Here is a 21,333-nt window from a genome sequence, read left to right on the forward strand (position 1 = left end):
GGATAATTATTGACCGAACTTTCATGTTTACGGAGCATAATTTGGAAACTAGTTAGTGTGCTTTGAAAGGTTTGCATAGTAGAAAACCGCAAGCATAATTAAAAAATGAAACCTCGAAATAGCCAATGAGTATACCTCCACGGCGATTAAGATTAACTAATTTTTGAATATAGGAATGCCTTTCAATAACCATTTTACTGTATGCTGATTGAAAGTGGACACAGTCGCGCAATCTACTTTTTAAAACTTAAAAGGATACAAGTGCAACATGGAAGAAATATGTATTGTTATGAAAATTCGGAACAGCTTAGATAGAATTTCTATCGATAAAATTGAAAGGGTTCTTGATTTTCCCCTTCTCTTTATTCATAATCATATGAGCTGCGTTTTCACCCATTGCTTTAAAATCAGTTGAGATACAAGTAATACCTAATAGTTGTTTCAAAGGAGTGTCATTATAAGAAATAACGCCAATATCATCGCCCAATATGAACTCTTGATTGCGAATTTGATTGACTAGATTAACCAAGTCAGATTCACTAATGGTTATAAATAAATCGCCTTTTCTTAGAATAATATCATCGTAAAGTTCTTCTAAAACTTCGAAATCTATACGGTGTTCGATACAAAATTTTCGAAACCCATGGAGTATTCTTTTAGGATAAGGATATACTGAACTTTCTGGATATGCTATAATTAATTTATCATATTTCGAAATTTTTGCGAGACCTTTTTGCAGGGCATCGTAGATATCATTTTCAAAATCTTGGTATATTTCGATAAGTGCATTGTTTACTTCAGGAATACGGTTATCCATTACTACCAATCTATCCCTTGGTATTTTTTTTATTGCTTTAAGCACATTTGGGGTAATGCTGACATGCTTTAATTTATCTGTCTTAAAATGGGGCATAATTACATAATAATCATAAGCTCCCATATTTTTATCAAGTAGATTGAGGAAAAGCTCTTCTTCACAATGGTAAATATGAAGATCGGTATGTGATGTTCCTATAAAACTATTGACGAATGAATTATAGATTCGCATCTTGTAGGAACTTAATTTATTAATCAAGAAGAGAATATTTACTTTAGAAATCAATTTGGTACGCGCAATATAATACCCTTTTCCTCTTATGGATAGGATGACTTTCCGTTCTTTTAAAATATTATATGCCTTTTCAACCGTATCTCTTGAGAGAAGATATTCCTCACTAAATAGATTTATAGATGGTATCTTATCATCCATTTTTAAGTTTCCAGAGGAGATATTATGAATAATACCGTCTACAATTTGCTTGTATTTTGGCACCCTTGAATCCTCGTTTATTTTTATGAAATTAAATATATCCATTTAGTAGTATCTTCACTTTTTTACAATTTATATTTTAAATACAAAACTATTGTGGTGTACATATGATACAATGAAGAAGTCAAATGTAAACAATTTTATTTTTGACATGAACGGTACAGTACAGGACAGAAAGCATTTCTACATCAGCTAATTTAGCTACCAAACACAATAATCCTTAAAATGGAAAAGACCATACAGAAGTTTAAATATGTTGATTATCTATGGGACGAACAAAAAGCTACATCCCTCGGTGACGATCAGGTGGCCCTGTTTCTTTATCGTTCAAATATACTCGGAGCAGACCTTAGAATTACGAATTATGGAGGTGGAAATACAAGCTGCAGGACTGTTGAGAAAGATCCATTAACGAATGAAGATGTTGAGGTAATGTGGATCAAAGGTTCTGGTGGAGATATTGGAACTTTAAATAGAGCAGGTATAGCAGGAATCTACACAGGTAGATTACGTGATTTAAAAAATGTTTACGGAGGTTTAGAAGATGAAGATAGAATGGTTGGTCTATTCAATCATTGTATTTATGATTTAGATAGTAAAGCACCTTCTATTGATACTCCCTTGCACGGTTTATTACCATTCGCTCATATAGATCACTTACATCCAGACGCTTTAATTGCGGTTGCAGCTGCAAAAGATAGTCAGCAAGTAACTAAGGAAATCTGGGGAGAATCAATGGGCTGGGTGCCTTGGCAACGGCCTGGTTTCGATTTAGGTCTTCAGATAGAAAAATGTTTAGTAGATAACCCAGGTATTAGAGGAATTGTTTTAGGTTCTCACGGTCTATTTACTTGGGGTGATACTTCTTATGACTGTTATATGAATAGTCTTGAAGTTATTGAAATGGCTTCTGAATTCATTGAAACTAAAATTAAAGAAAAAGGGAGTGTTTTTGGTGGTCAAAAAATTAACAGCGTACCAAAAGAAAAGCGGCTAGACAAAGCTGCACAACTAATGCCCTTATTAAGAGGCTTATGTTCTTCTGAAAATAGAATGATTGGTCATTTTTCAGATACTGATGTTGTTCTTGAATTTATAAACAGTAATGATTTAACAAGATTGGCGCCAATGGGAACATCTTGTCCAGATCATTTTTTGAGAACTAAAATTCAGCCTCTAGTTTTAACTTTAGGTGAAAATGAAGATTTATCTGATTCAGACGCCATCTTCAAAAAATTAGAACCAGCTTTTGAAGCTTATAGACAGGAATATGCAGATTACTATAACACGTGTAAAAAGGATAACAGTCCGGCTATGCGTGACGCAAACCCTGTAATTATAATTTATCCTGGAGTTGGTATGTTTAGTTTTGCGAAAAACAAACAAACTACACGGGTAGCGAATGAATTTTACATTAATGCTATTAATGTAATGCGCGGTGCAGAAGCAATTACCTCTTACACATCGTTACCAAGACAAGAAGCTTTTGATATCGAGTACTGGTTGCTAGAAGAAGCAAAATTATCCCGTATGCCAAAAGAACAACCATTATCTCGTAAAGTTGCATTTATAACTGGTGCGGGTGGTGGAATCGGTAAGGCCATTGCAGATAAACTAGCGGCTGAAGGAGCTAATGTAGTTTTAACAGATATAAATGAACAAAGTTTAATTGAAGCTAACGCAACCTACAAAAGGGATGTGGCAACCTATGTGACTTGTGATGTTACCGATACCATTTCTATTGCAGCTGCCTTTAAGAAAGCATGTGTAACATTTGGGGGTGTAGATATTATTGTTCACAGTGCCGGTTTGGCGATTTCAAAACCATTGGAGGATACAACCGATCATGACTGGAATATTTTACAAAATATTTTAGTGAAAGGACAGTTTGATTTGGCAAAACAAGCTGCAGCAACTATGCGTAAACAAGGCTTAGGAGGTAATTATATAGCTATCGCAAGCAAAAATGGTTTGGTTGCAGGGCCAAACAATGTTGCCTATGGCACGGCAAAAGCGGCACAACAACATATGGTACGTTTGTTAGCTGCGGAATTAGGTAAAGATAAAATTAGAGTAAACACAGTAAACCCAGACGGTGTAATTATAGGAAGTAAGATTTGGGAAGGTGATTGGGCAGCAGGCAGAGCAAAAGCAAACGGGATCACAGTTGATGAGTTGCCTGCATTTTATGCAAAAAGAAATTTATTGAATGAAATCATTACCCCAGAGGATATTGCAAATGGTGTATTTACATTAGTAGGTATTCTTGATAAATCAACAGGGAATATAATTAATGTAGATGGCGGAATGGCCAATGCATTTGTACGATAGTTTGTTTGAGTTAGTTTTCTTAAGCTTCCATGGACTTTTGTCCATGGAAGCTTATTTTTAAAAAATGAAAAGCTTCTTTATGAGAATAGATAAAAGCCAACTTAGCGATATAAATAAAATACAGGTACAAGGTCACAACGCACGATTTGCTTTTTTGGCTGATACGCTATTGGAACAAGGTAAGGACGTAAATACCATCGTTCAAAAACTACAGGATTTTCAGGTAGCCATACCAAGTTGGGCCTTGGGTGCGGGAGGAACCCGTTTTGGGCGTTTCGGGTTTCAAGGCGAACCATCTAATTTAGAACAAAAAATAGATGATGTTGGCTTAATTCATTCACTAACGCAAACTTCTGGAGCCATATCATTACATATTCCATGGGATGTTCCGAATGATTATTCAGCAATCAAAGAACTGGCTGTCTCACATAATATTCTTTTTGACGCTGTCAATTCCAATACATTCCAAGACCAAAAGAACGCAGCGCAAAGCTATAAATTTGGTTCATTGAGCAATACAAGCAAAGCTGTTCGTGAACAGGCCATTGCGCACAATATTGATGTTATTAAAATTGGAGATAAGTTGGGATCCAAGAGCTTGACAGTTTGGCTGGCGGATGGGGCTAATTTCCCTGGACAAAGTAATTTTCAATCTGCCTTACAAAACACACAAGAGAGTTTAAAGGATATTTATAGAGGACTTCCTGATGATTGGAAACTTTTCATTGAATACAAACCATACGAACCTAATTTTTATAGTACTGTAATACAAGATTGGGGCACCTCTTTTATGTTAGCCAACGAATGTGGAGAAAAAGCATATACCCTTGTAGATTTGGGGCACCACTTGCCCAATACCAATATCGAACAAATCGTTTCTACCCTTATGTCAAAAGGTAAACTAGGAGGGTTCCATTTCAACGATAGTAAATATGGTGATGATGATTTAACCGTAGGGAGTGTAAAGCCATACGCGCTGTTTTTGATTTTCAACGCCTTGGTATATGGGATGGAAAATAATCCTCAGAATCCGTATCCGGCTTGGATGATCGATGCTAGTCATAATCTCAAAGATCCTTTGGAAGATTTAATACAATCCTTGGAGGCCATACAAGAAGCTTATGCAAGAGCGCTGCTTATTGATCAAAAAGTATTGACTGAAGCACAACAGAACCATGATATTGTAAAGTGCCAAGAGATTCTTCAAGATGCCTTTCGTACTGATGTTAGGCCATTATTGGAAAAGGCACGCTTGAATCGAGGTGGAGCCTTGAACCCTATTAGTGCATATCGCTCCTTACATGTGAGAAAAAATCTGGTCAATGAAAGAGGTGCTAATTCCGTAGCCTCAGGACTATAACTTGATTAATATGAAAATAAAGGTGACAGCAGTATTCGATATAGGCCGTACCAACAAGAAATTCTTTCTTTTTGATACAAATTTTCAAGAGGTACATCGTGAATATTCTCGTTTTGAAGAAATCACGGATGAGGACGGATATCCGACAGAAAATTTAGTTGCTCTAGAAAACTGGGCGAAAAAGATATTTGACGAAATGCTGAATTCCAACAAATTTGAAATCGAGGCTTTAAATTTCTCTTGTTATGGGGCTAGTTTAGTTCATATTGACGAGCAAGGAAAACCACTTACACCTCTTTATAATTATATGAAGCCGATAGCGGATGAAATTTATGAGTCTTTCTACGATAGTTATGGGCCAGAAAACGAACTCTCTAGAGTAACAGGGTCTCCCAAATTAGGCATGCTAAATACCGGAATGCATTTGTATTGGCTAAAACATACGAAGCCAGAAGTTTTTAAGAAGGTTAAATATTCGCTTCACCTTCCGCAGTACCTAAGTTATCTCTTTACGGGAATTCCGGTAAGTGAATACACTAGTATCGGGTGTCACACCTTGCTTTGGGATTTTGAAAAGAAGGATTTCCACTCATGGGTGTATAATGAGGGCATAGATGATAAGTTGCCATCTATTGCTTGCGCTAAAGATACCATACCAGTTAATTATAAAGGGAATATTATCCAAATTGGAACTGGCATTCATGATAGCTCTTCCGCACTATTGCCTTATATCCGAAGCATAACTAAAGAATTTTTACTTGTTTCTACTGGTACTTGGAGTATTTCAATTAATCCGTTTAATAAAGGCATGTTGACCACAGAAGATATTAGAAAAGATTCATTTTTTAACATGCGGGTAGACGGAAGTCCGGTAAAGGTTTCCAGTCTTTTTTTAGGGAATGAGTATAAAATTCAAATTAAGGCACTTTCTGAATTGTTCAACGTGCCCGAGGATTATCATAAAACCGTAAAATTCAATCAAGCTATTATATTTGAAATTAATAAAGATTTTGTGTATATGTTTAAGTGGCATAGCATTGCTTCCGTAAATATGCCGGAAGAGATAAAAATCACCTATGATAAATTTGAGCATGCCTATCACCAATTGATGTTAGAATTGGTATTATTACAAGAGAAAAGTATAAGATCCGCTATAGGTGATGTGAAAATCAAGAAATTGTATGTGGATGGAGGATTTAGTGATAACGAAGTCTATATTCAGTTACTTTCCCAATACTTAAGTAACATGAAACTTAGCACCACGGATTCTTCTTTAGGTTCGGCTTTGGGAGCTGCCATTGTTATTTCTGATATAACCTTGGAACCTAAATTTCTGAAGAAAAATTACGCTTGTAAAAAACACATTTCCCTAATATCAAAATAAACTATTCATATGGCCAAGGAATTCAACCCCGATTACCCATCTATGGACGATTTAAGAAACAAGGCAATGCTTCGTATCCCGAGGTTTGCATTCGAGTATTTAGACGGTGGTTGTAATGAAGATGTAAGTGTTGTTCGTAATACGGCTGAAATTAGAGAAGTACAGTTACAGCCAAGATACTTAAGGAATAAAGGGATAAGTTCTACAAAAACCACGGTAATGGGTATGGAGTTTGATGCTCCTTTTGGCATCGCACCAGTAGGGCTACAGGGTTTAATGTGGCCTAATTCTCCAGAGATTTTGGCAAAGGCGGCTCATAAAAACAAGATACCCTTTATATTGAGTACTGTTACTACGATGCACATAGAGCGCGCCAGCGAATTGACAGAAGGTAATGCTTGGTTTCAATTATATAACCCAGCGGAAGATTCTTTGCGGGACGATATTTTAAATAGGGCAGAGGCGGCGCAATGCCCGGTGCTTGTGCTACTTTGCGACGTGCCCACTTTTGGTTATCGCCCAAGGGATATACGTAATGGTTTGGCGCTACCACCAAAAATGTCTATTACTAACATACTCCAAATAATGGGTAAACCAACTTGGGCTTTTAATACCCTAAAATATGGGCAGCCTACTTTTGAGACCTTAAAGCCATATACTCCTGAGGGGCTTAATTTAAAGCAACTTGGACAATTTATGGACAAGACTTTTTCGGGTCGTTTAAATGAAGAACGGATAAAACCTATTCGTGACAAATGGAAAGGAAAATTAGTTTTAAAAGGAGTAGCATCAGAACAGGATGCCCAAGATGCTATTCGCTTAGGTTTTGACGGAATAATTGTTTCCAATCATGGAGGCAGACAATTAGATGCTGCTCAATCTACAATAAGCTCACTTCCTGGGATAGCTGCTAAATACGGAGATCAAATAGAAGTAATGATGGATAGCGGACTACGTTCCGGACCTGACATTGCCCGTGCTATGAGTAGCGGTGCTAAGTTCACATTTATGGGACGTTCCTTCCTTTACGGATGCGGTGCTTTGGGCAATAAAGGGGGTGATCATACTATAAGTATGTTAAAGACCCAATTCAAACAGGTCATGGACCAGTTGTGTTGCGAACGGGTAGAAGATTTACCAAAACACCTGATACCAAACGAATCAAAATAGGCTTGTCCAATTTTCACTGAATTATGTTCAGGAGAAGTTGAACCTGACAGGTCTACAATTAAAACCAACCAATTATGAGCCAAGCACATCTAGAGGAAGAAGTGATAGAAGGGATTGCCGGTGGAGAATTTGAAAGAGAACCTATTCCAGGGTCCAAACTAAAAGGCTGGAAAAGCTTTTTAGGGATGTATGCAGGAGAACATGCTGCAGGTACGGAATTTATGATTGGCCCTTTGTTTTTGACAGCCGGTGTAAGTGCATTTGACCTCATCGTTGGACTTCTAATAGGAAACCTTTTAGCGATATTAAGTTGGCGCTTTTTGACTGCAAAAATCGCAGTCGAAAATCGTTTGACTTTATATTATCAACTTGAGAAAATTTGTGGTAAAAAGCTAGTAATCGGCTATAATTTGGCCAATGGAATACTCTTTTGTTTCTTGGCAGGTTCCATGATTACTGTTTCTGCAACGGCTGTTGGTATTCCTTTTGATATGGAAATGCCCAAGTTAACGGATACCATGCCTAATGGGATGACCTGGGTAGTCATTGTAATTCTGATAGGGACGGTGATTTCGCTGATTGCATCCAAAGGCTACGATACTGTCTCCAAGGCAGCAAACTGGATGTCGCCGATTATTGTTATAGCTTTTATCGCTTGCGGTATTGTAGCTTTAGGGCAGCTTGGAGTAAAAAGCTTCTCGGATTTTTGGAATATTTGGGGGAAAGGTTCAGATCCTTTTCCGGGACAATTAAAATATACGTTTTGGCATGTTGTTATATGGTCTTGGTTTGCTAATGCGGCAATGCACATAGGAATGTCTGATTTATCGGTATTCAGATTTGCAAAAAAAGCTAATTCTGGATGGACAAGTGCTGCAGGAATGTATGTTGGGCATTATATGGCTTGGATAGCAGCAGCGCTGTTATATGCTGTTTATTTAAAATCTCCAGAGGCACAGACATTTCTGTCGAACGGCGAAGCCCCGCCCGTAGCACCGGGACCTCTTGCGAATAATGCTATTGGAATATTCGGAATTATAGCAGTGGTATTAGCAGGTTGGACTACGGCCAATCCTACCATATATCGAGCAGGTTTGGCATTTCAAGCTATTATACCAAAAGTATCGACCTTTTGGGTAACCATCATAGCAGGAACAATAGCTACAATAGCTGGGCTCTTTCCTGCATTTGCTATGAAGTTATTGGGGTTTGTAGCCCTGTATGGATTTATTTTGGCACCCTTTGGTGCAATCATCGTGTTTGAGCATTTTTTCCATAAGCAGGCTGGAATAGTTAAAAACTATGCTGAGGTAGCCAATATTAAATTTAACAAATCAGTATTCTTTGCTTGGGCAATAAGTTTTGGACTATTTTATTTTATATCCATTCAGTTCGATGTGTTCTTGTCCTTTGTGACTTTGCCGGCTTGGTTGTTGTGTGGTCTGTTATTTTTGATTTTTAGTAAGAAGTTTCAAAAAAAATAAAGGAATGCTCTTTAAAAGATAATCAACCAAACAGTTGGATAATGAGTTAAATGAAAAAGAAATATAACTTAATTAAGATTGTTTCTTAATCAAAATTCACACAGGAACTACTTTTGTCTGTTAAAGTGGGGCAGACGTACTTTTTAATAAATGTATCACGTTAATTCCGCATATTCATTCCATAACTTGAATTCCAATACGCACGAGGTGCTGTTCCAGTTTTTTTCTTAAAAATTGTATTGAAGTAATATTCATTTTGAAAACAAAGAGAGGGCGCAATTTGTTTTATTGGATTAATGGTTCGTGACAACAGATGTTTATCCTCATTGATTCTGAGTTGTAGCTGATATTGTGCATACGTAACAACCAACCCAATAGTGCACTAAGAATAGCCAATATTGCTCCTAAATATATCATTAAATGAATGCCTTCCCGAAGACCTGGTCGTTTTCCATTTAGGGTTAATACTTCCTTAAACAGGGCTACTACAAGTATACCAATTGGAAAATGTACGAGCAACGCAGTCTGCCTATAAATTGAAATACCCAATTAAAATCTTCGATATTGATTATGGTATATTGTTTTTTGTTGAAATCTAAACGTAGGAACTATCTCAAAGCATAATTTCATGTAAAAAAATCATTTTAAGGCATTCACAAGGTTCGACAAGCGTTCTTTTAATCCGTTATATTTACATTTAATTCTTTAGGATAACCAACCAAGTTTCCTTTAACTATTGCTGTGTTGTCGAGTTTTATTCAGATTTCAAATTTTGAACGATAGAAGTATTTAATTACTTAGGCATAATCAGTTTTAATTTCTGGTTTTTATTTTCAGGATAAAGTGCTTTTTTATTGTTCATTTCTTCAGATAAAACCTTCATCATGATTTTGAGCTGTTCGGGGTTTTTATCTGCAAGATTATGGATTTCAAGTGGGTCTTGTTTTAAGTGAAATAGTTGATAACGTGGCTGGCTAGCCACTTGGTAGTGGTAAATAATTTTCCAGTCTGATTGTACCAAACTTGTAAAATAATTGGTACGGTGACTATGTGGGAAATGGTTTAGAAAAATCTCATCACGCTTTTCATCTTGCAGACCATTCAGCTGATCTTTAAGGTCAAAGCCATCAACAATATAATTCATAGGCGGTTTTACATTTGCTATCCGACACAATGTAGAAAAAAGGTCTATAATATTACCTTGTTGTTGTTGAACCGCTTTAGGTGTAATAGGTGTTTTTACCTGTGCGGGAGCTTCATTATTTTGGGAAACCCAAGATGCTATAAATGGCACCCGCATACCACCTTCCCAGTGATTCCCTTTTTTACCTTTCAATGGCGAAGAACTGCTGTAGTCATTTTCAATTGGCAGTGGTGCATCCGATCCATTATCTCCAAGGAACAATAGCAGGGTGTTTTCTCCTAGTGCTAAATCATTCACATGTTGTAAAATATCTCCTAATGATTTATCAATACCCTCAATTAATGTAGCATAGGCCTGAGCTTTTTCAGACTTTCCTGAGGTTTTATAGTGATGCTCAAAGCGAGGGTCTGAATAAAAAGGTGCATGTACAGCGTAATGGGCCATATTTAGAAAGAAGGGCTTACCTTCCTTTTTGGCTTGTGATATAGCTATATTGGCTTCCAGCGTTAATGCTTCTGTTAAAAAGATATTTTTACCGTGGTATTTTTCCAAACCAGGTACAGCCCTTTTTTTATTTCCGCCTGTATGTCCAAAACCTTCTGTGCCAAGATAGCTTCCTGGCTGTCCAATGGAGCTACCTGCAATGTTGACATCAAAACCCAAATTGAGAGGGTTTTCCCCCTCGCTGTTGAAGGGGCCAAAATGTGCTTTGCCAACATGAATTGTTTTATAGCCTGCTTGCTGTAAGATTCGCGGAAGTGTTACAGATTCTTTGGTAAGTCCTTTCCAATTCCAGTTTGATGGTCCAAACGCGGTACGATTATTTTCTTCAGATTTAATCCAATTGGTCACCCCATGGCGGGCAGAATTCTGCCCGGTTAAAATTGAAGTTCGTGAAGGTGAACAAACCGAGTGGGCATAAAAATTTGTAAAGCGAATCCCTTGCGCTGCAAGTTTTTGCATATTCGGTGTTTTGTAATAGTCATTCAATGGATATTTTACCAAATTACCATTTGTATCTGTCAAAAAAGGAACTGAAGTATCCATAAGGCCCATATCGTCCACTAGAAAAATAATAATATTTGGAGGACTATTTTCTTTAGTTTGCGAAATACAAGAGTAAAGACAAAACAATGACAGCAAAGCAATAAATGAAAATTCAATTTTTAATCTAATGTTGGTTTTCATTTTTTTTTATCATTAGGATACTGCTTTATAGCATATAGCGCCAAGGTTGGTCTAAGGTTCGTTGCAGTGATTTAAACTAGAGAAAAATCAACCTAATTTAAAGATAGCTTTTTAAGCATGATTTCTGTTTATGAAGTTTGCAAGTAATAAAATTTAAATTTTATAGGTAGTGGTTAAGTTGGTTTCTACATCCCCACCTTATAGTAAACAAATCGGTTGAGAGTTATAATGTCGTCAATACACAACAATGCAAACCATACCCTGCATTCTGCGAAAAGCTACATTTTGGAAAATTAGCTTGGCTAGCCTTTTTTATTGACGGTGAAACAACAAAATTAAATCTTAGGTAGCGGCATAAAGAAGCTGTGTGTTTTGTGAGCTTTATTCAAAAGCATAGGCACTAATCAAGACGATTTTAGGATATATTAAATCAATTCATATGACTACCAAAAAAAAACCTTGCTAATCATAAGATTAGCAAGGTTTTGGTTCCGGATGGTCTCCAATTAACTGACCCGGCTGGGGTTGGGACCTATGGCTTCGAAGCGAATCAGAGTCGACACTTTACTAATTTTCACTTCTCGTGTTGACGATTTGTGAACTTGCTTATTATTAAATTATGTTAAAGTAACTTTCATGAGGTAAATATAAAGATTTTCTAAGTTTATGATTATCCAATTTGGAATTATTTAAAATGGCAAGTATCCAATCTTAACTCAAAAGGATGTAATTAATAGAATTCCCCTGGGCTCTGCCACGGGTGTTGTGTAGGGATAATTACATTTGTAGATTTGAGCGAACACATTCAGAAGAGTCATAACAAAAGCTTGCTTTTGTGTCATTTTGTTTGTCCTATAAATACAGGAAAAAGGTATTGATTTCAGAGGTTTCGTCCACTTTCAAGGATGTCTGCCTGAAAATAGAGAAGCGGTACGAAATCCACTTTTTGGAGATCGGTCTGGATGACGATTATGTTTATTTTTTGGAGGTATCTATACTGTGCTATTGGTTCAGATTCAGAAAAAATAAAACATTGGATGGACGACTTTAAGGAAACTAGGAAGGTTAGCTGTGATAAGAAAACCTTTGAAAATATAGTAAAGGTTTGCTTTCCGATAGTATTACCAATGCCCATACGCTGAAATTGATAAAAGAAATTTATGAGGCCGAAAACTATTTATTGGATTCGCACGGAGCCGTGTCTTTGGCCGTCGCTGATGTTTTAAGGGACAAATTGGAATCTAAAAAACTAGTTTGTTTGGCAACGGCTCACCCTGCAAAATTTCCTAAAGTCATACAAAGGGCCTTGGACGAAAACCAAGTACTAACCGAAGCAGCTTTTCATCATTCTATTGAAATCGAAAAAAAGATGCTGTGAAAAAGTGTACCTATGCGATTATTCTCATTTGGAAGAAGCTTTGATAAATGCAATGTAAAGTAATTGGGGTTTAACAAAAGGAGCTATAACGTAATATGATTCAGTATACCGTATTAAATGATCAAAATGTCAGAGCCATTATGGCGACTTATAATTTAGGCGAATTACTTTCTTTTAAAATACTAAGTGGGCGTTCTGAAAACACAAACTATTTAGTAATTACGGAAATCGGAAAATATGTACTGACCATTTGTGAGCAAAAATCAGCAGAAACAACTATAGAATTAGCTGATTTACTTGAGTATTTGGACCATCCCAACTTTTCTACTTTAAAGATTATTCTCAATGTTACTAATAAAACCGTAGGACTTTAGAAAAGTAAACCTGTAATGGTAAAAGAGTTTCTTGAAGATGAAATTATTGAGAATTTACCAAATAATTTAATAGAATTCCTTGGTCAAGAATTAGGTAAATTACAGAAGATAGAAGCACCGGAATACCTTCCTAAATCGATTGTTTACGACAAAGAGCATTTTTATGAAGTTGAAGAATATACTGTTAATTTTCAGTTTCATTTATGGTTATATGAAGTCCGTTATTAAATTGAAAAACATATAGGTCAGGACTTGCCCAAAGTTCTAATTCAAAGCGATTTATTTTACAGTAATATAGTTGTAAGTGATGATGAATGCAGCGCAACACTAGTGGATTTTGAGGAAGCGACCTACTACTATCGTGTCTTTGATATGGAAATGACTATTATTGGCATTTGTGCTAAAGAAGAAATAATAGATTTGGCAAAGGTAAACTCATTGCTGAAAGGTTATGCGGAAGAAATTAATATGACTAATATGGAATAGGATTGTTTAAAGGCGTTCACAATATAAGCCGCTGCTGGGATGGTATTTTGGAGGCACAAAATTTTCAACTACACTAATCCGGATTCAAAAATGAAGGATTACTATTTCGCTTTAAAAAAATTGGCAAATTACGCTTGGGCTATCTCCAATGATTGTTTTAAAGAATTTATCCGCTTAAATGAAACTTTCTAAACCTTAGGGGGGTAGTTTTTTTCTGCAACTTAAACTTTCTATTGAAATTAGAGATATTGATAAATCCAGATTTTATTGAAATTTCGGAAATAGAGAAATCATTGTTCGCAAGTATTAATTTGCAAGAATGTTCAATACGTAGTTCAATTAAAAAGCTAAAATAAGTTTTATTAGTACGCTGTTTAAAATACTTGCAAAACGACTGCGGAGTCATGTTGGCGACATTAGCGATTTCATTCAAACTAATATTATGTTGAAAATTATTCATAGTATGTTCAAATACATCACTCATTCTTTTACCTTGGTCGTTGCTATAGCTTTTTTTATAGACGAAAGAGGATAATAGTTTTGTTTTTGATTTACTGATAAGCTGTAAGATTTCAAAAAGGATAATAAAACGATTAAGTTTGGATGCATTATTAAACTTTAAGAATAATTTTTTTAAGGCGGTATTGTTAGAAATGATTCGGATACCATACGCACTTTGCTTAAAAAAGGTATTCAAGGAGGCAAACTCGTTTAATTCAAAAAAACCTTTCCCGAAAGAATCTTTGTTAAAAAATATTGATAACATATGAGATTTCTCTTGTTCTGAGCCATCACTGTTAAATACATGGGGTAGATTTCTTCCGATAATTAAAACGTCGTATGTTTTGAAGTCGTTTACAGAATCTCCAATGACCAAGGTGCCAATACCATTTAAGATTAAACTCAACTGTATTTCTTCATGCTGATGTAGTCTTCTATAGAAATTATCTTCATAATATTCTTGATACACTATGGCAGCGTGCTCAGGCTTAGATATTTTAAAAGGTAAAACTTTCATTTCATGAAAATAAGTAAATATTATGCATTAACTAAAAAAAAATAAACTGAATGATTAATATAGTACTAAAAATGGATAAATACCCATTACTATGGTGGCCTACTATTAAGTACATTTACATTTTAAAACTATAATTATTATGAGTATTCATTGGAAAGGCGTTATGCCAGCAGTTACTACCAAATTTACAGATGATGATCAATTAGACTTAGTCAATTTTGAAGTTAACATAAAGGCGCAGATGGATGCTGGAGTTACTGGAATTATTCTTGGCGGTACTTTAGGAGAAGCAAGCACACTTACAGATGACGAGAAAAGCATATTGGTGCGAAAAACTGTTGAGTTGGTTAACGGGAAGCTTCCTGTCATAATGAATGTGGCAGAGCAGACTACTGTTAAAGCAATTGAAGCTGCACGTAGGGCTAAAGAAGACGGTGCATCTGGATTAATGATGTTGCCTCCAATGCGTTATAAGGCAGATGACAGGGAGACGGTAACTTACTTTAAAAAAGTAGCCAATAGTACGACATTACCTATCATGATTTATAATAATCCTGTTGATTATGGTATTGAAGTAACTATTGATATGTTCGAAGAATTGATTGAATGTGAAAATATCCAAGCTGTTAAAGAATCTACACGTGATTTATCTAATATTTCTAGAATGAAATCTCGATTTGGAGATCGTATTAAAATATTTGGAGGCGTTGATACTTTAGCTTTAGAAGGTTTGCAAATGGGAGCTGATGGATGGGTTGCAGGATTAGTATGTGCATTTCCAGAAGAAACAGTAGCTATTTACAAATTACAAAAAGTGGGAAGGATAGAAGAAGCAATTTTAATTTACCGTTGGTTTTTACCAATATTAGAGCTTGATATTACAGCTAAACTTGTACAAAATATTAAACTAGCGGAAGTAGCTACAGGTATAGGCACAGAAAATGTGCGTGAACCTCGTTTACCTTTAATTGGAGAGGAGCGTAAACGTATATTAAATATAATTTCTGAAGGTTTAAAACATAGACCTACGTTGCCAGATTATAAGAATTTATAAGAATGGTCTTTTGTAAATATTAATATTTTCCAAATAGTGATGTTTAAGAATTAAAAAGGATAAAATGATTACAGGGAAAAATTACATAGGAAACAAATTATCGGGAAATGGTAGTAAAACTCATAAAACAGTTAATCCAAAATTAAATATTGAGAATACAACTGCTTTTGTTGAAGCAACATCTGAAGAACTTGAAGAGGCTATTGCATTAGCTTCTGACGCTTTTAAAATATATAAAAATAAAACAGGTAAAGAAAGAGCAACCTTTTTAAATGCAATTGCAGATGAAATTCTTGCCCTTGGTGATGACTTATTAAAAATGTATTGTTCAGAGTCTGGTTTGCCAGAAGGAAGAGCAACGGGTGAGCGCGGTAGAACTATGTCTCAATTACAATCTTTTGCCAACATGATTGAAACAGAAGATTGGAGACTTAATGTAATTGACGAAGCCATTCCTGAAAGACAACCAATGCCAAAGTCAGATATCAGAAGAACATCAATTCCTTTAGGTCCAGTTGTTGTTTTTGCAGCTAGTAATTTTCCATTAGCATTTTCAACGGCAGGAGGTGATACAGCAAGTGCATTAGCAGCAGGTTGTCCTGTTATTGTTAAATCGCATGCTATGCATTCTGGTATAGGAGAATTAGTTGCTTCTGCAATTATAAAGGCTGCAGGAAAAACAGGAATGCCAAATGGCGTATTCTCTAATATTACAGGTAGAGGTAGAACTGTTGGGCAAGCATTGGTAAAACATCATAAGATTAAAGCGGTTGGATTTACAGGAAGTATTTCTGGAGGTAGAGCCTTATTTGATATAGGAAATCAACGAACTGAACCAATTCCAGTTTTTGCTGAAATGGGAAGTATTAATCCTGTTGTAATAACACCAAATGCGATTGTAGCTAGAGCTGAAGAAATAGCTACAACTTATGCAGGTTCGATTACATTAGGCTCTGGGCAATTTTGTACTAAGCCGGGTTTGATGTTAACTGTAGACAGCGATAAAACACAAGCATTTGTAGCTGATTTGGCTGCAAAAACAGTTGCCATTGACGCACAATGTATGTTAAATCCAAGTATCAAAAGTAGTTTTGTAGCGAACGGAAATCTTGTATCAAGTCAAGAAGGTGTATCAGTTGTTGGTCGTGTTGATGGCGATGTAGATACGAATTTTGCGCCTTCTCAAATTAATACAGTTTCTGGGAAAGACTTTTTAACTAATCCTAAAATGCATACCGAAGTGTTCGGTCCGTTTGCAATGGTGGTTAAAAGTAAGGATGAAGCTGAGTTAATTCATGTAATCAATAGTTTAGAAGGACAATTAACGGGAACGATTATCGCTGAAGAAAGTGATATTAAAAATCTTGATGGGATAATAGATGCACTTCAAAGTAGAGTGGGTAGAATTATTTTTAATGGTGTGCCGACTGGTGTAGAAGTTACAGGAGCGATGACACATGGTGGACCTTATCCAGCTTCTTCTGACTCTCGATTTACTTCGGTAGGCTTAGGAGCCATTAAAAGATGGATACGGCCATTTAGCTATCAAGATTGGCCTAAAGAATTATTGCCTGACGGGCTTAAGGGTTGATTTAAAACAGATGAATATATTTTGATTAGAGTAATTTCAAATTACATATTCGCTTAAATTTAAAGGCGAACGCTTATTTTTTAACATAAGGAAGATATTGGAAAAATAAGTATGTTATTTACCTACGGGAATCCCCGTATACCTTAATCATAATGATTGATTTGGTATGCGGGGATTTTTTTTAGATGAAATTTTTTAACATGCACATTAGGTAAAACGAATTAAAAAGAACTGAAAATGAAAATTCAAAAGACAAGATTTCCGGTTATAATACTAAGTTTTTCAGTGCTGTTTCCCTGTAATTAGGTTGCGATGAAGAAAAAAGAAAAAGCAGCAAAAGAAGTTTCAAGTAGTTCCCCCGAAAGCCCAATGATTTCATTTTGGTCTGAACGAGACGGTAATCCTGAGGTTTATACCATGCGATTTGATGGGGCTGATTTAAAACGCTTAACTACAAATGAAAAAGCAGAAGACTCTTATCCTGTTTTTTCGCCAGAGGGTTCGAAGATTGTATTTGAATCCAATAGCGCTGGAAATTTTGATATACATACGATTAACCCTGACGAATCTAATCAACAAAGATTAACAGATACCCAAGCCGATGAATTATCTTCCTCTTGGTCACCCGACAGTTTAAAAATCACCTTTGTCTCACGGAGAGATGGGGTACAAGAGATTTATGTTATGGATGCGGATGAGTCAAATCAAACGCAACTAACAGATAACCATTTCCCAGATGAAGTCCCATATTTTTCAACTGACGGCAAATTTATTGCAACAGAATCAGGTAAAGGAAAAAACAGGCAAATCTATTTAATGAATGCAGGCGGGTCTGACCATAAACCATCAACAAATTTGGATTCTTACCAAGGCTACCCAACATGGTCGGCAGATGGGTCAAAAATATTTTTTGATTCTAGTAAAGATGGTGGCGGTATCTATAGTATAAATACTGATGGTTTAGATTTAAAGAAAGTAACAGATAAAGGGTTTTGTAGTTTTATTAATCACGCCCCAGATGGTTCGAAAATTCTATTTTCGGGAACAAAAAAAAGGAGGGCTTTATACAATGAATTCTGATGGTAGTAAAATGACGTTTCAAACCAATAGAGGATTAAAACCACCAGTAGGTACTGAAGAAGGAGAAGAAGTCCGATTAAATTATGTTATTTATATGATGAATGCCGATGGTTCTAATCAAACCTAAATTACAGATTATAAAGATAATGATGAAAACCCTTTTGTATCACCAAATGGTAAACAGGTAGTATTTCAATCATATATAAATGACGGTTTAGCAGTGTTAACTGTAAATACAGACGGAACTAATAAAAAAGTATTAACCGATGCAACACCGCCTAATGGTTCACCAGCTTGGTCTGGCGATGGAAAGAAGATTGCCTATGATTCTATGAAAGACGGCAATTTTGAAATATTTACAATGAATATAAACGGTACAGAAAAAAAGTAATTAATATTAACTAATAAAGAAATAGAAAACTCTGGTGCTTGTTGGACGCAGTATTAATAAATATATAATATAATGAAACTATTTAAGAATTTTTTAAAGATATCGATTTTAGCTGTTTTGTTTTTAACTGTGACTTGTAAAAATAATGCCGAAACGAAGAGTATAAATGAAGAACATACAAATCATAATAAAAAGTCTAAACCTCTTAATATGGTTTTTATTCCTGCAGGTGTATTTACGATGGGCGATAGTTCTGGCCAAGATATGGAAAAACCTGTCCATGAAGTAGAATTGGATGCATTTTATATGGATACCCACGAAATTACTTTAGATGATTATGGGAAATTTGTAGATGCCACAAATTACGTTACAGATGCTGAAAAAAATGGAGGTAGTATTATATATGATGGGAAAGATTTTGTGAAAACAGAAGGGATTAATTGGAGATTTGACGGAAGCGGAAACCAACATACCGAAGAAGAAAAAAAACAACCCGTAACACATTTAAGTTGGAATGATGCCAATGCGTATTCCAATTGGATAGGAAAGCGTTTGCCAACAGAAGCGGAATGGGAATATGCAGCAAGAGGCGGAGAAAAAGGATATAAATATGCTTGGGGAAATGATTTATTGGGGAAGGAAGTAGTAGCCAATATCTCTGATGAAAATTATATAAAACTTGTAGAATGGCCACATTTTGAAAGCTATGATGATGGTTACACAATGGCTTCTCCAGTAGGTTCCTTTGCACCCAATTCTTTTGGCCTGTATGATATGGCTGGGAATGCTTGGGAATGGTGCGCCGACTACTTTGATGAAAATTACTATAGTAAAAGCCCTAAAAAAAATCCTATTAATAACGAACCTAATGAGCGAAGAGTAATGCGTGGAAATTCATGGGACGGCAGACCAGGAATGATGCGTGCTTCAAGACGTACTAGTGATATACAATCTAATAGTTATACAGATACTGGTTTTCGATGTGTTAAAGATGCAGAGTGAATTTTCAATCAATTATTAACAAAGGAACTATGAATAACTATAAAAAAATACTTGTTTTAGCTTTTACAGGGTTAATTTTTAATTCCTGTGCAATAGCACAAGAAGAAACTAAAGAAAAAGTCAATCAAGAGGTCGTTAATAAAATTAAAAAGGAAGCTCAGGAGAATTCTAAAGCACTAGATAATCTAAATTACATTGCCGATGTACATGGACCTCGTATTACGGGTTCACCGCAATATTATGAAGCAGCCAAATGGGCAAAAAACCGTATGCAAAAATGGGGTTTAGATGCTAAACTAGATGATTATGAAAATAACTTAAGAGGTTGGCACTATGAATCTTATTCAGTACAAATGACAGCCCCTTCTTTTATGACCATTAACGCTTTACCGTATATATGGAGCGGTAGTACTAGTGGAGTGATTGAAAGTGAAATAGTGTTAATTAATCCTAATGATATTGATGAACTAAAAAAATATATAGGAAAATTAAAAGGGAAAATCATATTATCACCTGAAAACGAAGATGTTAAAGATGTTGATTTTAAACTATTTTCTGATGCACAGTTAGAAAAAGCTTCAAAAAGCACTTTAGCAAATGACCATGAAGGCTTAGATAATAGCGGTATTCCTCCATTTGCTGAAATGTTAAAAAGACGTTCGGAAGAAGGTGGTGAAAGTGAAGATGATATTATTCATAAGTTTTTAATTGAACAAGGAGTTGAAGCAGTAGTTACAGCCAGCCGCCATGGTTTAGGTATTGTAAGTGCAAACACCTTACCGTATAATGCCATTGGAGATATAAAACCAGTTGCTCATTTTTCTATTGCTAAAGATCAGCATTCAAGGTTATTAAGGCTTATAGAAAAAGGGTATACGCCAAAATTAAAGCTACATTTAAAAACAAAATTTAATACCGAAGCCAAATATCATGTAAATATTTTGGCAGATTTTAAAGGTGAAGACCCAGCTTTAAAAGATGAAATTGTTATGGTTGGTGCGCATTTCGATTCTAAGGTTGGTGGCACGGGTGCTGCTGATAACGGTGCAGGCTCTGCAACTATTATGGAAGCGGTTCGTATTTTAAAAGCTATTGGTATAAAGCCAAGAAGAACAATTCGTATTGCACTTTGGGATGGTGAAGAAGAAGGTCTTAAAGGGTCTTTGGGGTATCTAAAAAAATATGTTGGAGATATTTTAAAAGGAACTACCAAAGAACAACAATCAAAAATATCGGTGTATTTCAATATGGATCAAAACGGACATGATTTGCGTGGTATTTTTGCACAAGGAAACACAAAAATTCGCCCCATTTTTGATGCTTATTTAAAGCCATTTCATGAATATGGAGCAAATACAACTACCATTCAAAATGCATGTTGTACAGACCATTTAGGGTTTGATGCTTTAGGTATTCCAGCTTTCGAATGGATATACGATCCGCTTTACTATTTCAGCCATCAATTGCATGTAAGCACAGACATGTCAGATTTGGTAAAGGAAGATTCTATGAAACGCAACGCTGCTATCGTGGCTGGGTTTATTTACCATGCCGCTATGCGCGACGAAATGTTACCAAGAAAATGACCT

At 35.7% G+C, this 21,333-nt stretch carries 22 protein-coding genes; 17 read left to right on the plus strand and 5 right to left on the minus strand.

The features are described from left to right. Positions 1 to 307: 307 nt before the first annotated feature. Positions 308 to 1,354: a GntR family transcriptional regulator gene (locus tag Q360_RS0120835; RefSeq protein ID WP_027078809.1), complete on the minus strand. Its 1,047-nt coding sequence runs from the start codon at positions 1,352 to 1,354 to the stop codon at positions 308 to 310. Positions 1,355 to 1,534: 180 nt separating this feature from the next. Between Q360_RS0120835 and Q360_RS0120840 the strand changes: the two genes are divergently transcribed. From Q360_RS0120840 to Q360_RS0120860, 5 genes are all read left to right on the plus strand, one after another. Beyond that, complete coding sequence (locus Q360_RS0120840; protein WP_027078810.1) at positions 1,535 to 3,640, plus strand: bifunctional rhamnulose-1-phosphate aldolase/short-chain dehydrogenase; 2,106 nt, start codon at positions 1,535 to 1,537, stop codon at positions 3,638 to 3,640. Between the two features lie 79 nt (positions 3,641 to 3,719). Then, positions 3,720 to 5,000: a sugar isomerase gene (locus Q360_RS0120845; RefSeq protein ID WP_027078811.1), complete on the plus strand. Its 1,281-nt coding sequence runs from the start codon at positions 3,720 to 3,722 to the stop codon at positions 4,998 to 5,000. Between the two features lie 10 nt (positions 5,001 to 5,010). Then, positions 5,011 to 6,384 carry an FGGY-family carbohydrate kinase gene (locus Q360_RS0120850; RefSeq protein WP_027078812.1) on the plus strand — a complete coding sequence of 458 codons (1,374 nt, stop codon included), beginning with the start codon at positions 5,011 to 5,013 and terminating at the stop codon, positions 6,382 to 6,384. Positions 6,385 to 6,393: 9 nt separating this feature from the next. Then, a complete protein-coding gene (locus Q360_RS0120855; RefSeq protein ID WP_027078813.1) occupies positions 6,394 to 7,554 on the plus strand; it encodes an alpha-hydroxy acid oxidase in 1,161 nt (386 codons plus the stop codon). Between the two features lie 74 nt (positions 7,555 to 7,628). Continuing rightward, positions 7,629 to 9,038, plus strand: a complete 1,410-nt coding sequence (locus Q360_RS0120860) for a purine-cytosine permease family protein (RefSeq protein ID WP_027078814.1) — start codon at positions 7,629 to 7,631, stop codon at positions 9,036 to 9,038. Between the two features lie 160 nt (positions 9,039 to 9,198). Here the strand turns inward: Q360_RS0120860 and Q360_RS27545 are convergent, their stop codons facing one another. From Q360_RS27545 to Q360_RS0120865, 3 genes are all read right to left on the minus strand, one after another. Continuing rightward, a complete protein-coding gene (locus Q360_RS27545; protein ID WP_169734685.1) occupies positions 9,199 to 9,408 on the minus strand; it encodes a helix-turn-helix domain-containing protein in 210 nt (69 codons plus the stop codon). Further along, on the minus strand, positions 9,324 to 9,587 hold the full coding sequence (locus Q360_RS27550) for a DUF2231 domain-containing protein (RefSeq protein ID WP_394331964.1): 264 nt from the start codon (positions 9,585 to 9,587) through the stop codon (positions 9,324 to 9,326). The genes Q360_RS27545 and Q360_RS27550 overlap by 85 nt, the downstream gene beginning before the upstream one ends. Before the next feature lie 244 nt (positions 9,588 to 9,831). Next, positions 9,832 to 11,370, minus strand: coding sequence for a sulfatase-like hydrolase/transferase (locus Q360_RS0120865; RefSeq protein WP_084273515.1), 1,539 nt, complete (start codon positions 11,368 to 11,370; stop codon positions 9,832 to 9,834). Positions 11,371 to 12,205: 835 nt separating this feature from the next. Between Q360_RS0120865 and Q360_RS27555 the strand changes: the two genes are divergently transcribed. From Q360_RS27555 to Q360_RS0120885, 5 genes are all read left to right on the plus strand, one after another. Continuing rightward, on the plus strand, positions 12,206 to 12,421 hold the full coding sequence (locus Q360_RS27555) for a transposase (protein ID WP_084273516.1): 216 nt from the start codon (positions 12,206 to 12,208) through the stop codon (positions 12,419 to 12,421). Positions 12,422 to 12,475: 54 nt separating this feature from the next. Continuing rightward, on the plus strand, positions 12,476 to 12,748 hold the full coding sequence (locus Q360_RS0120870) for a hypothetical protein (protein WP_027078816.1): 273 nt from the start codon (positions 12,476 to 12,478) through the stop codon (positions 12,746 to 12,748). Between the two features lie 95 nt (positions 12,749 to 12,843). Then, positions 12,844 to 13,122 (plus strand): protein kinase family protein, encoded by a 279-nt coding sequence (locus tag Q360_RS0120875; RefSeq protein ID WP_027078817.1) that lies wholly within the window; start codon positions 12,844 to 12,846, stop codon positions 13,120 to 13,122. 15 nt (positions 13,123 to 13,137) lie between these two features. After that, complete coding sequence (locus Q360_RS0120880) at positions 13,138 to 13,350, plus strand: hypothetical protein (protein ID WP_027078818.1); 213 nt, start codon at positions 13,138 to 13,140, stop codon at positions 13,348 to 13,350. A 24-nt stretch (positions 13,351 to 13,374) separates the two neighbouring features. Further along, on the plus strand, positions 13,375 to 13,608 hold the full coding sequence (locus tag Q360_RS0120885) for a protein kinase family protein (protein ID WP_027078819.1): 234 nt from the start codon (positions 13,375 to 13,377) through the stop codon (positions 13,606 to 13,608). A 166-nt stretch (positions 13,609 to 13,774) separates the two neighbouring features. Here Q360_RS0120885 and Q360_RS0120890 read toward each other — a convergent pair whose 3' ends face one another. Continuing rightward, entirely contained in the window at positions 13,775 to 14,626 is an 852-nt protein-coding gene (locus Q360_RS0120890) for an AraC family transcriptional regulator (protein ID WP_027078820.1), read from the minus strand. Between the two features lie 139 nt (positions 14,627 to 14,765). Between Q360_RS0120890 and Q360_RS0120895 the strand changes: the two genes are divergently transcribed. The 7 genes from Q360_RS0120895 (at position 14,766) to Q360_RS24135 (ending at position 21,330) form a co-directional block, all read left to right on the plus strand. After that, on the plus strand, positions 14,766 to 15,680 hold the full coding sequence (locus tag Q360_RS0120895) for a dihydrodipicolinate synthase family protein (protein WP_027078821.1): 915 nt from the start codon (positions 14,766 to 14,768) through the stop codon (positions 15,678 to 15,680). A gap of 64 nt (positions 15,681 to 15,744) precedes the next feature. Next, complete coding sequence (locus Q360_RS24120; protein ID WP_051554839.1) at positions 15,745 to 17,271, plus strand: aldehyde dehydrogenase (NADP(+)); 1,527 nt, start codon at positions 15,745 to 15,747, stop codon at positions 17,269 to 17,271. A 312-nt stretch (positions 17,272 to 17,583) separates the two neighbouring features. Next, positions 17,584 to 18,351 (plus strand): TolB family protein, encoded by a 768-nt coding sequence (locus Q360_RS24125; RefSeq protein ID WP_051554841.1) that lies wholly within the window; start codon positions 17,584 to 17,586, stop codon positions 18,349 to 18,351. Then, positions 18,341 to 18,478, plus strand: a complete 138-nt coding sequence (locus tag Q360_RS26060; RefSeq protein WP_156950203.1) for a hypothetical protein — start codon at positions 18,341 to 18,343, stop codon at positions 18,476 to 18,478. Before Q360_RS24125 ends, Q360_RS26060 begins: the two co-directional genes overlap by 11 nt. 93 nt (positions 18,479 to 18,571) lie before the next feature. Next, positions 18,572 to 18,742 carry a TolB family protein gene (locus tag Q360_RS26070; RefSeq protein WP_156950205.1) on the plus strand — a complete coding sequence of 57 codons (171 nt, stop codon included), beginning with the start codon at positions 18,572 to 18,574 and terminating at the stop codon, positions 18,740 to 18,742. A 72-nt stretch (positions 18,743 to 18,814) separates the two neighbouring features. Next, positions 18,815 to 19,744 (plus strand): formylglycine-generating enzyme family protein, encoded by a 930-nt coding sequence (locus Q360_RS24130; protein ID WP_051554843.1) that lies wholly within the window; start codon positions 18,815 to 18,817, stop codon positions 19,742 to 19,744. A 29-nt stretch (positions 19,745 to 19,773) separates the two neighbouring features. Further along, positions 19,774 to 21,330 (plus strand): M20/M25/M40 family metallo-hydrolase, encoded by a 1,557-nt coding sequence (locus tag Q360_RS24135; RefSeq protein WP_051554845.1) that lies wholly within the window; start codon positions 19,774 to 19,776, stop codon positions 21,328 to 21,330. The last annotated feature ends 3 nt before the right edge of the window (positions 21,331 to 21,333 follow it).

Source organism: Maribacter antarcticus DSM 21422 (assembly GCF_000621125.1).
GTDB classification, from domain to species: Bacteria; Bacteroidota; Bacteroidia; order Flavobacteriales; family Flavobacteriaceae; genus Maribacter; species Maribacter antarcticus.

Excerpts from the sequence above, each read along its gene's own strand:
- Q360_RS0120845 (WP_027078811.1), top strand. The coding sequence starts at position 3,720 with ATGAGAATAGATAAAAGCCAACTTAGCGATATAAATAAAATACAGGTA.
- Q360_RS24120 (WP_051554839.1), top strand. The coding sequence starts at position 15,745 with ATGATTACAGGGAAAAATTACATAGGAAACAAATTATCGGGAAATGGT.
- Q360_RS24125 (WP_051554841.1), top strand. The coding sequence starts at position 17,584 with ATGAAGAAAAAAGAAAAAGCAGCAAAAGAAGTTTCAAGTAGTTCCCCC.
- Q360_RS24130 (WP_051554843.1), top strand. The coding sequence starts at position 18,815 with ATGAAACTATTTAAGAATTTTTTAAAGATATCGATTTTAGCTGTTTTG.
- Q360_RS24135 (WP_051554845.1), top strand. The coding sequence starts at position 19,774 with ATGAATAACTATAAAAAAATACTTGTTTTAGCTTTTACAGGGTTAATT.
- Q360_RS0120895 (WP_027078821.1), top strand. The coding sequence starts at position 14,766 with ATGAGTATTCATTGGAAAGGCGTTATGCCAGCAGTTACTACCAAATTT.
- Q360_RS0120855 (WP_027078813.1), top strand. The coding sequence starts at position 6,394 with ATGGCCAAGGAATTCAACCCCGATTACCCATCTATGGACGATTTAAGA.
- Q360_RS0120835 (WP_027078809.1), bottom strand. The coding sequence starts at position 1,354 with ATGGATATATTTAATTTCATAAAAATAAACGAGGATTCAAGGGTGCCA.
- Q360_RS0120880 (WP_027078818.1), top strand. The coding sequence starts at position 13,138 with ATGGTAAAAGAGTTTCTTGAAGATGAAATTATTGAGAATTTACCAAAT.
- Q360_RS0120875 (WP_027078817.1), top strand. The coding sequence starts at position 12,844 with ATGATTCAGTATACCGTATTAAATGATCAAAATGTCAGAGCCATTATG.
- Q360_RS26060 (WP_156950203.1), top strand. The coding sequence starts at position 18,341 with ATGAATTCTGATGGTAGTAAAATGACGTTTCAAACCAATAGAGGATTA.
- Q360_RS0120890 (WP_027078820.1), bottom strand. The coding sequence starts at position 14,626 with ATGAAAGTTTTACCTTTTAAAATATCTAAGCCTGAGCACGCTGCCATA.
- Q360_RS0120865 (WP_084273515.1), bottom strand. The coding sequence starts at position 11,370 with ATGAAAACCAACATTAGATTAAAAATTGAATTTTCATTTATTGCTTTG.
- Q360_RS0120860 (WP_027078814.1), top strand. The coding sequence starts at position 7,629 with ATGAGCCAAGCACATCTAGAGGAAGAAGTGATAGAAGGGATTGCCGGT.
- Q360_RS0120840 (WP_027078810.1), top strand. The coding sequence starts at position 1,535 with ATGGAAAAGACCATACAGAAGTTTAAATATGTTGATTATCTATGGGAC.
- Q360_RS0120850 (WP_027078812.1), top strand. The coding sequence starts at position 5,011 with ATGAAAATAAAGGTGACAGCAGTATTCGATATAGGCCGTACCAACAAG.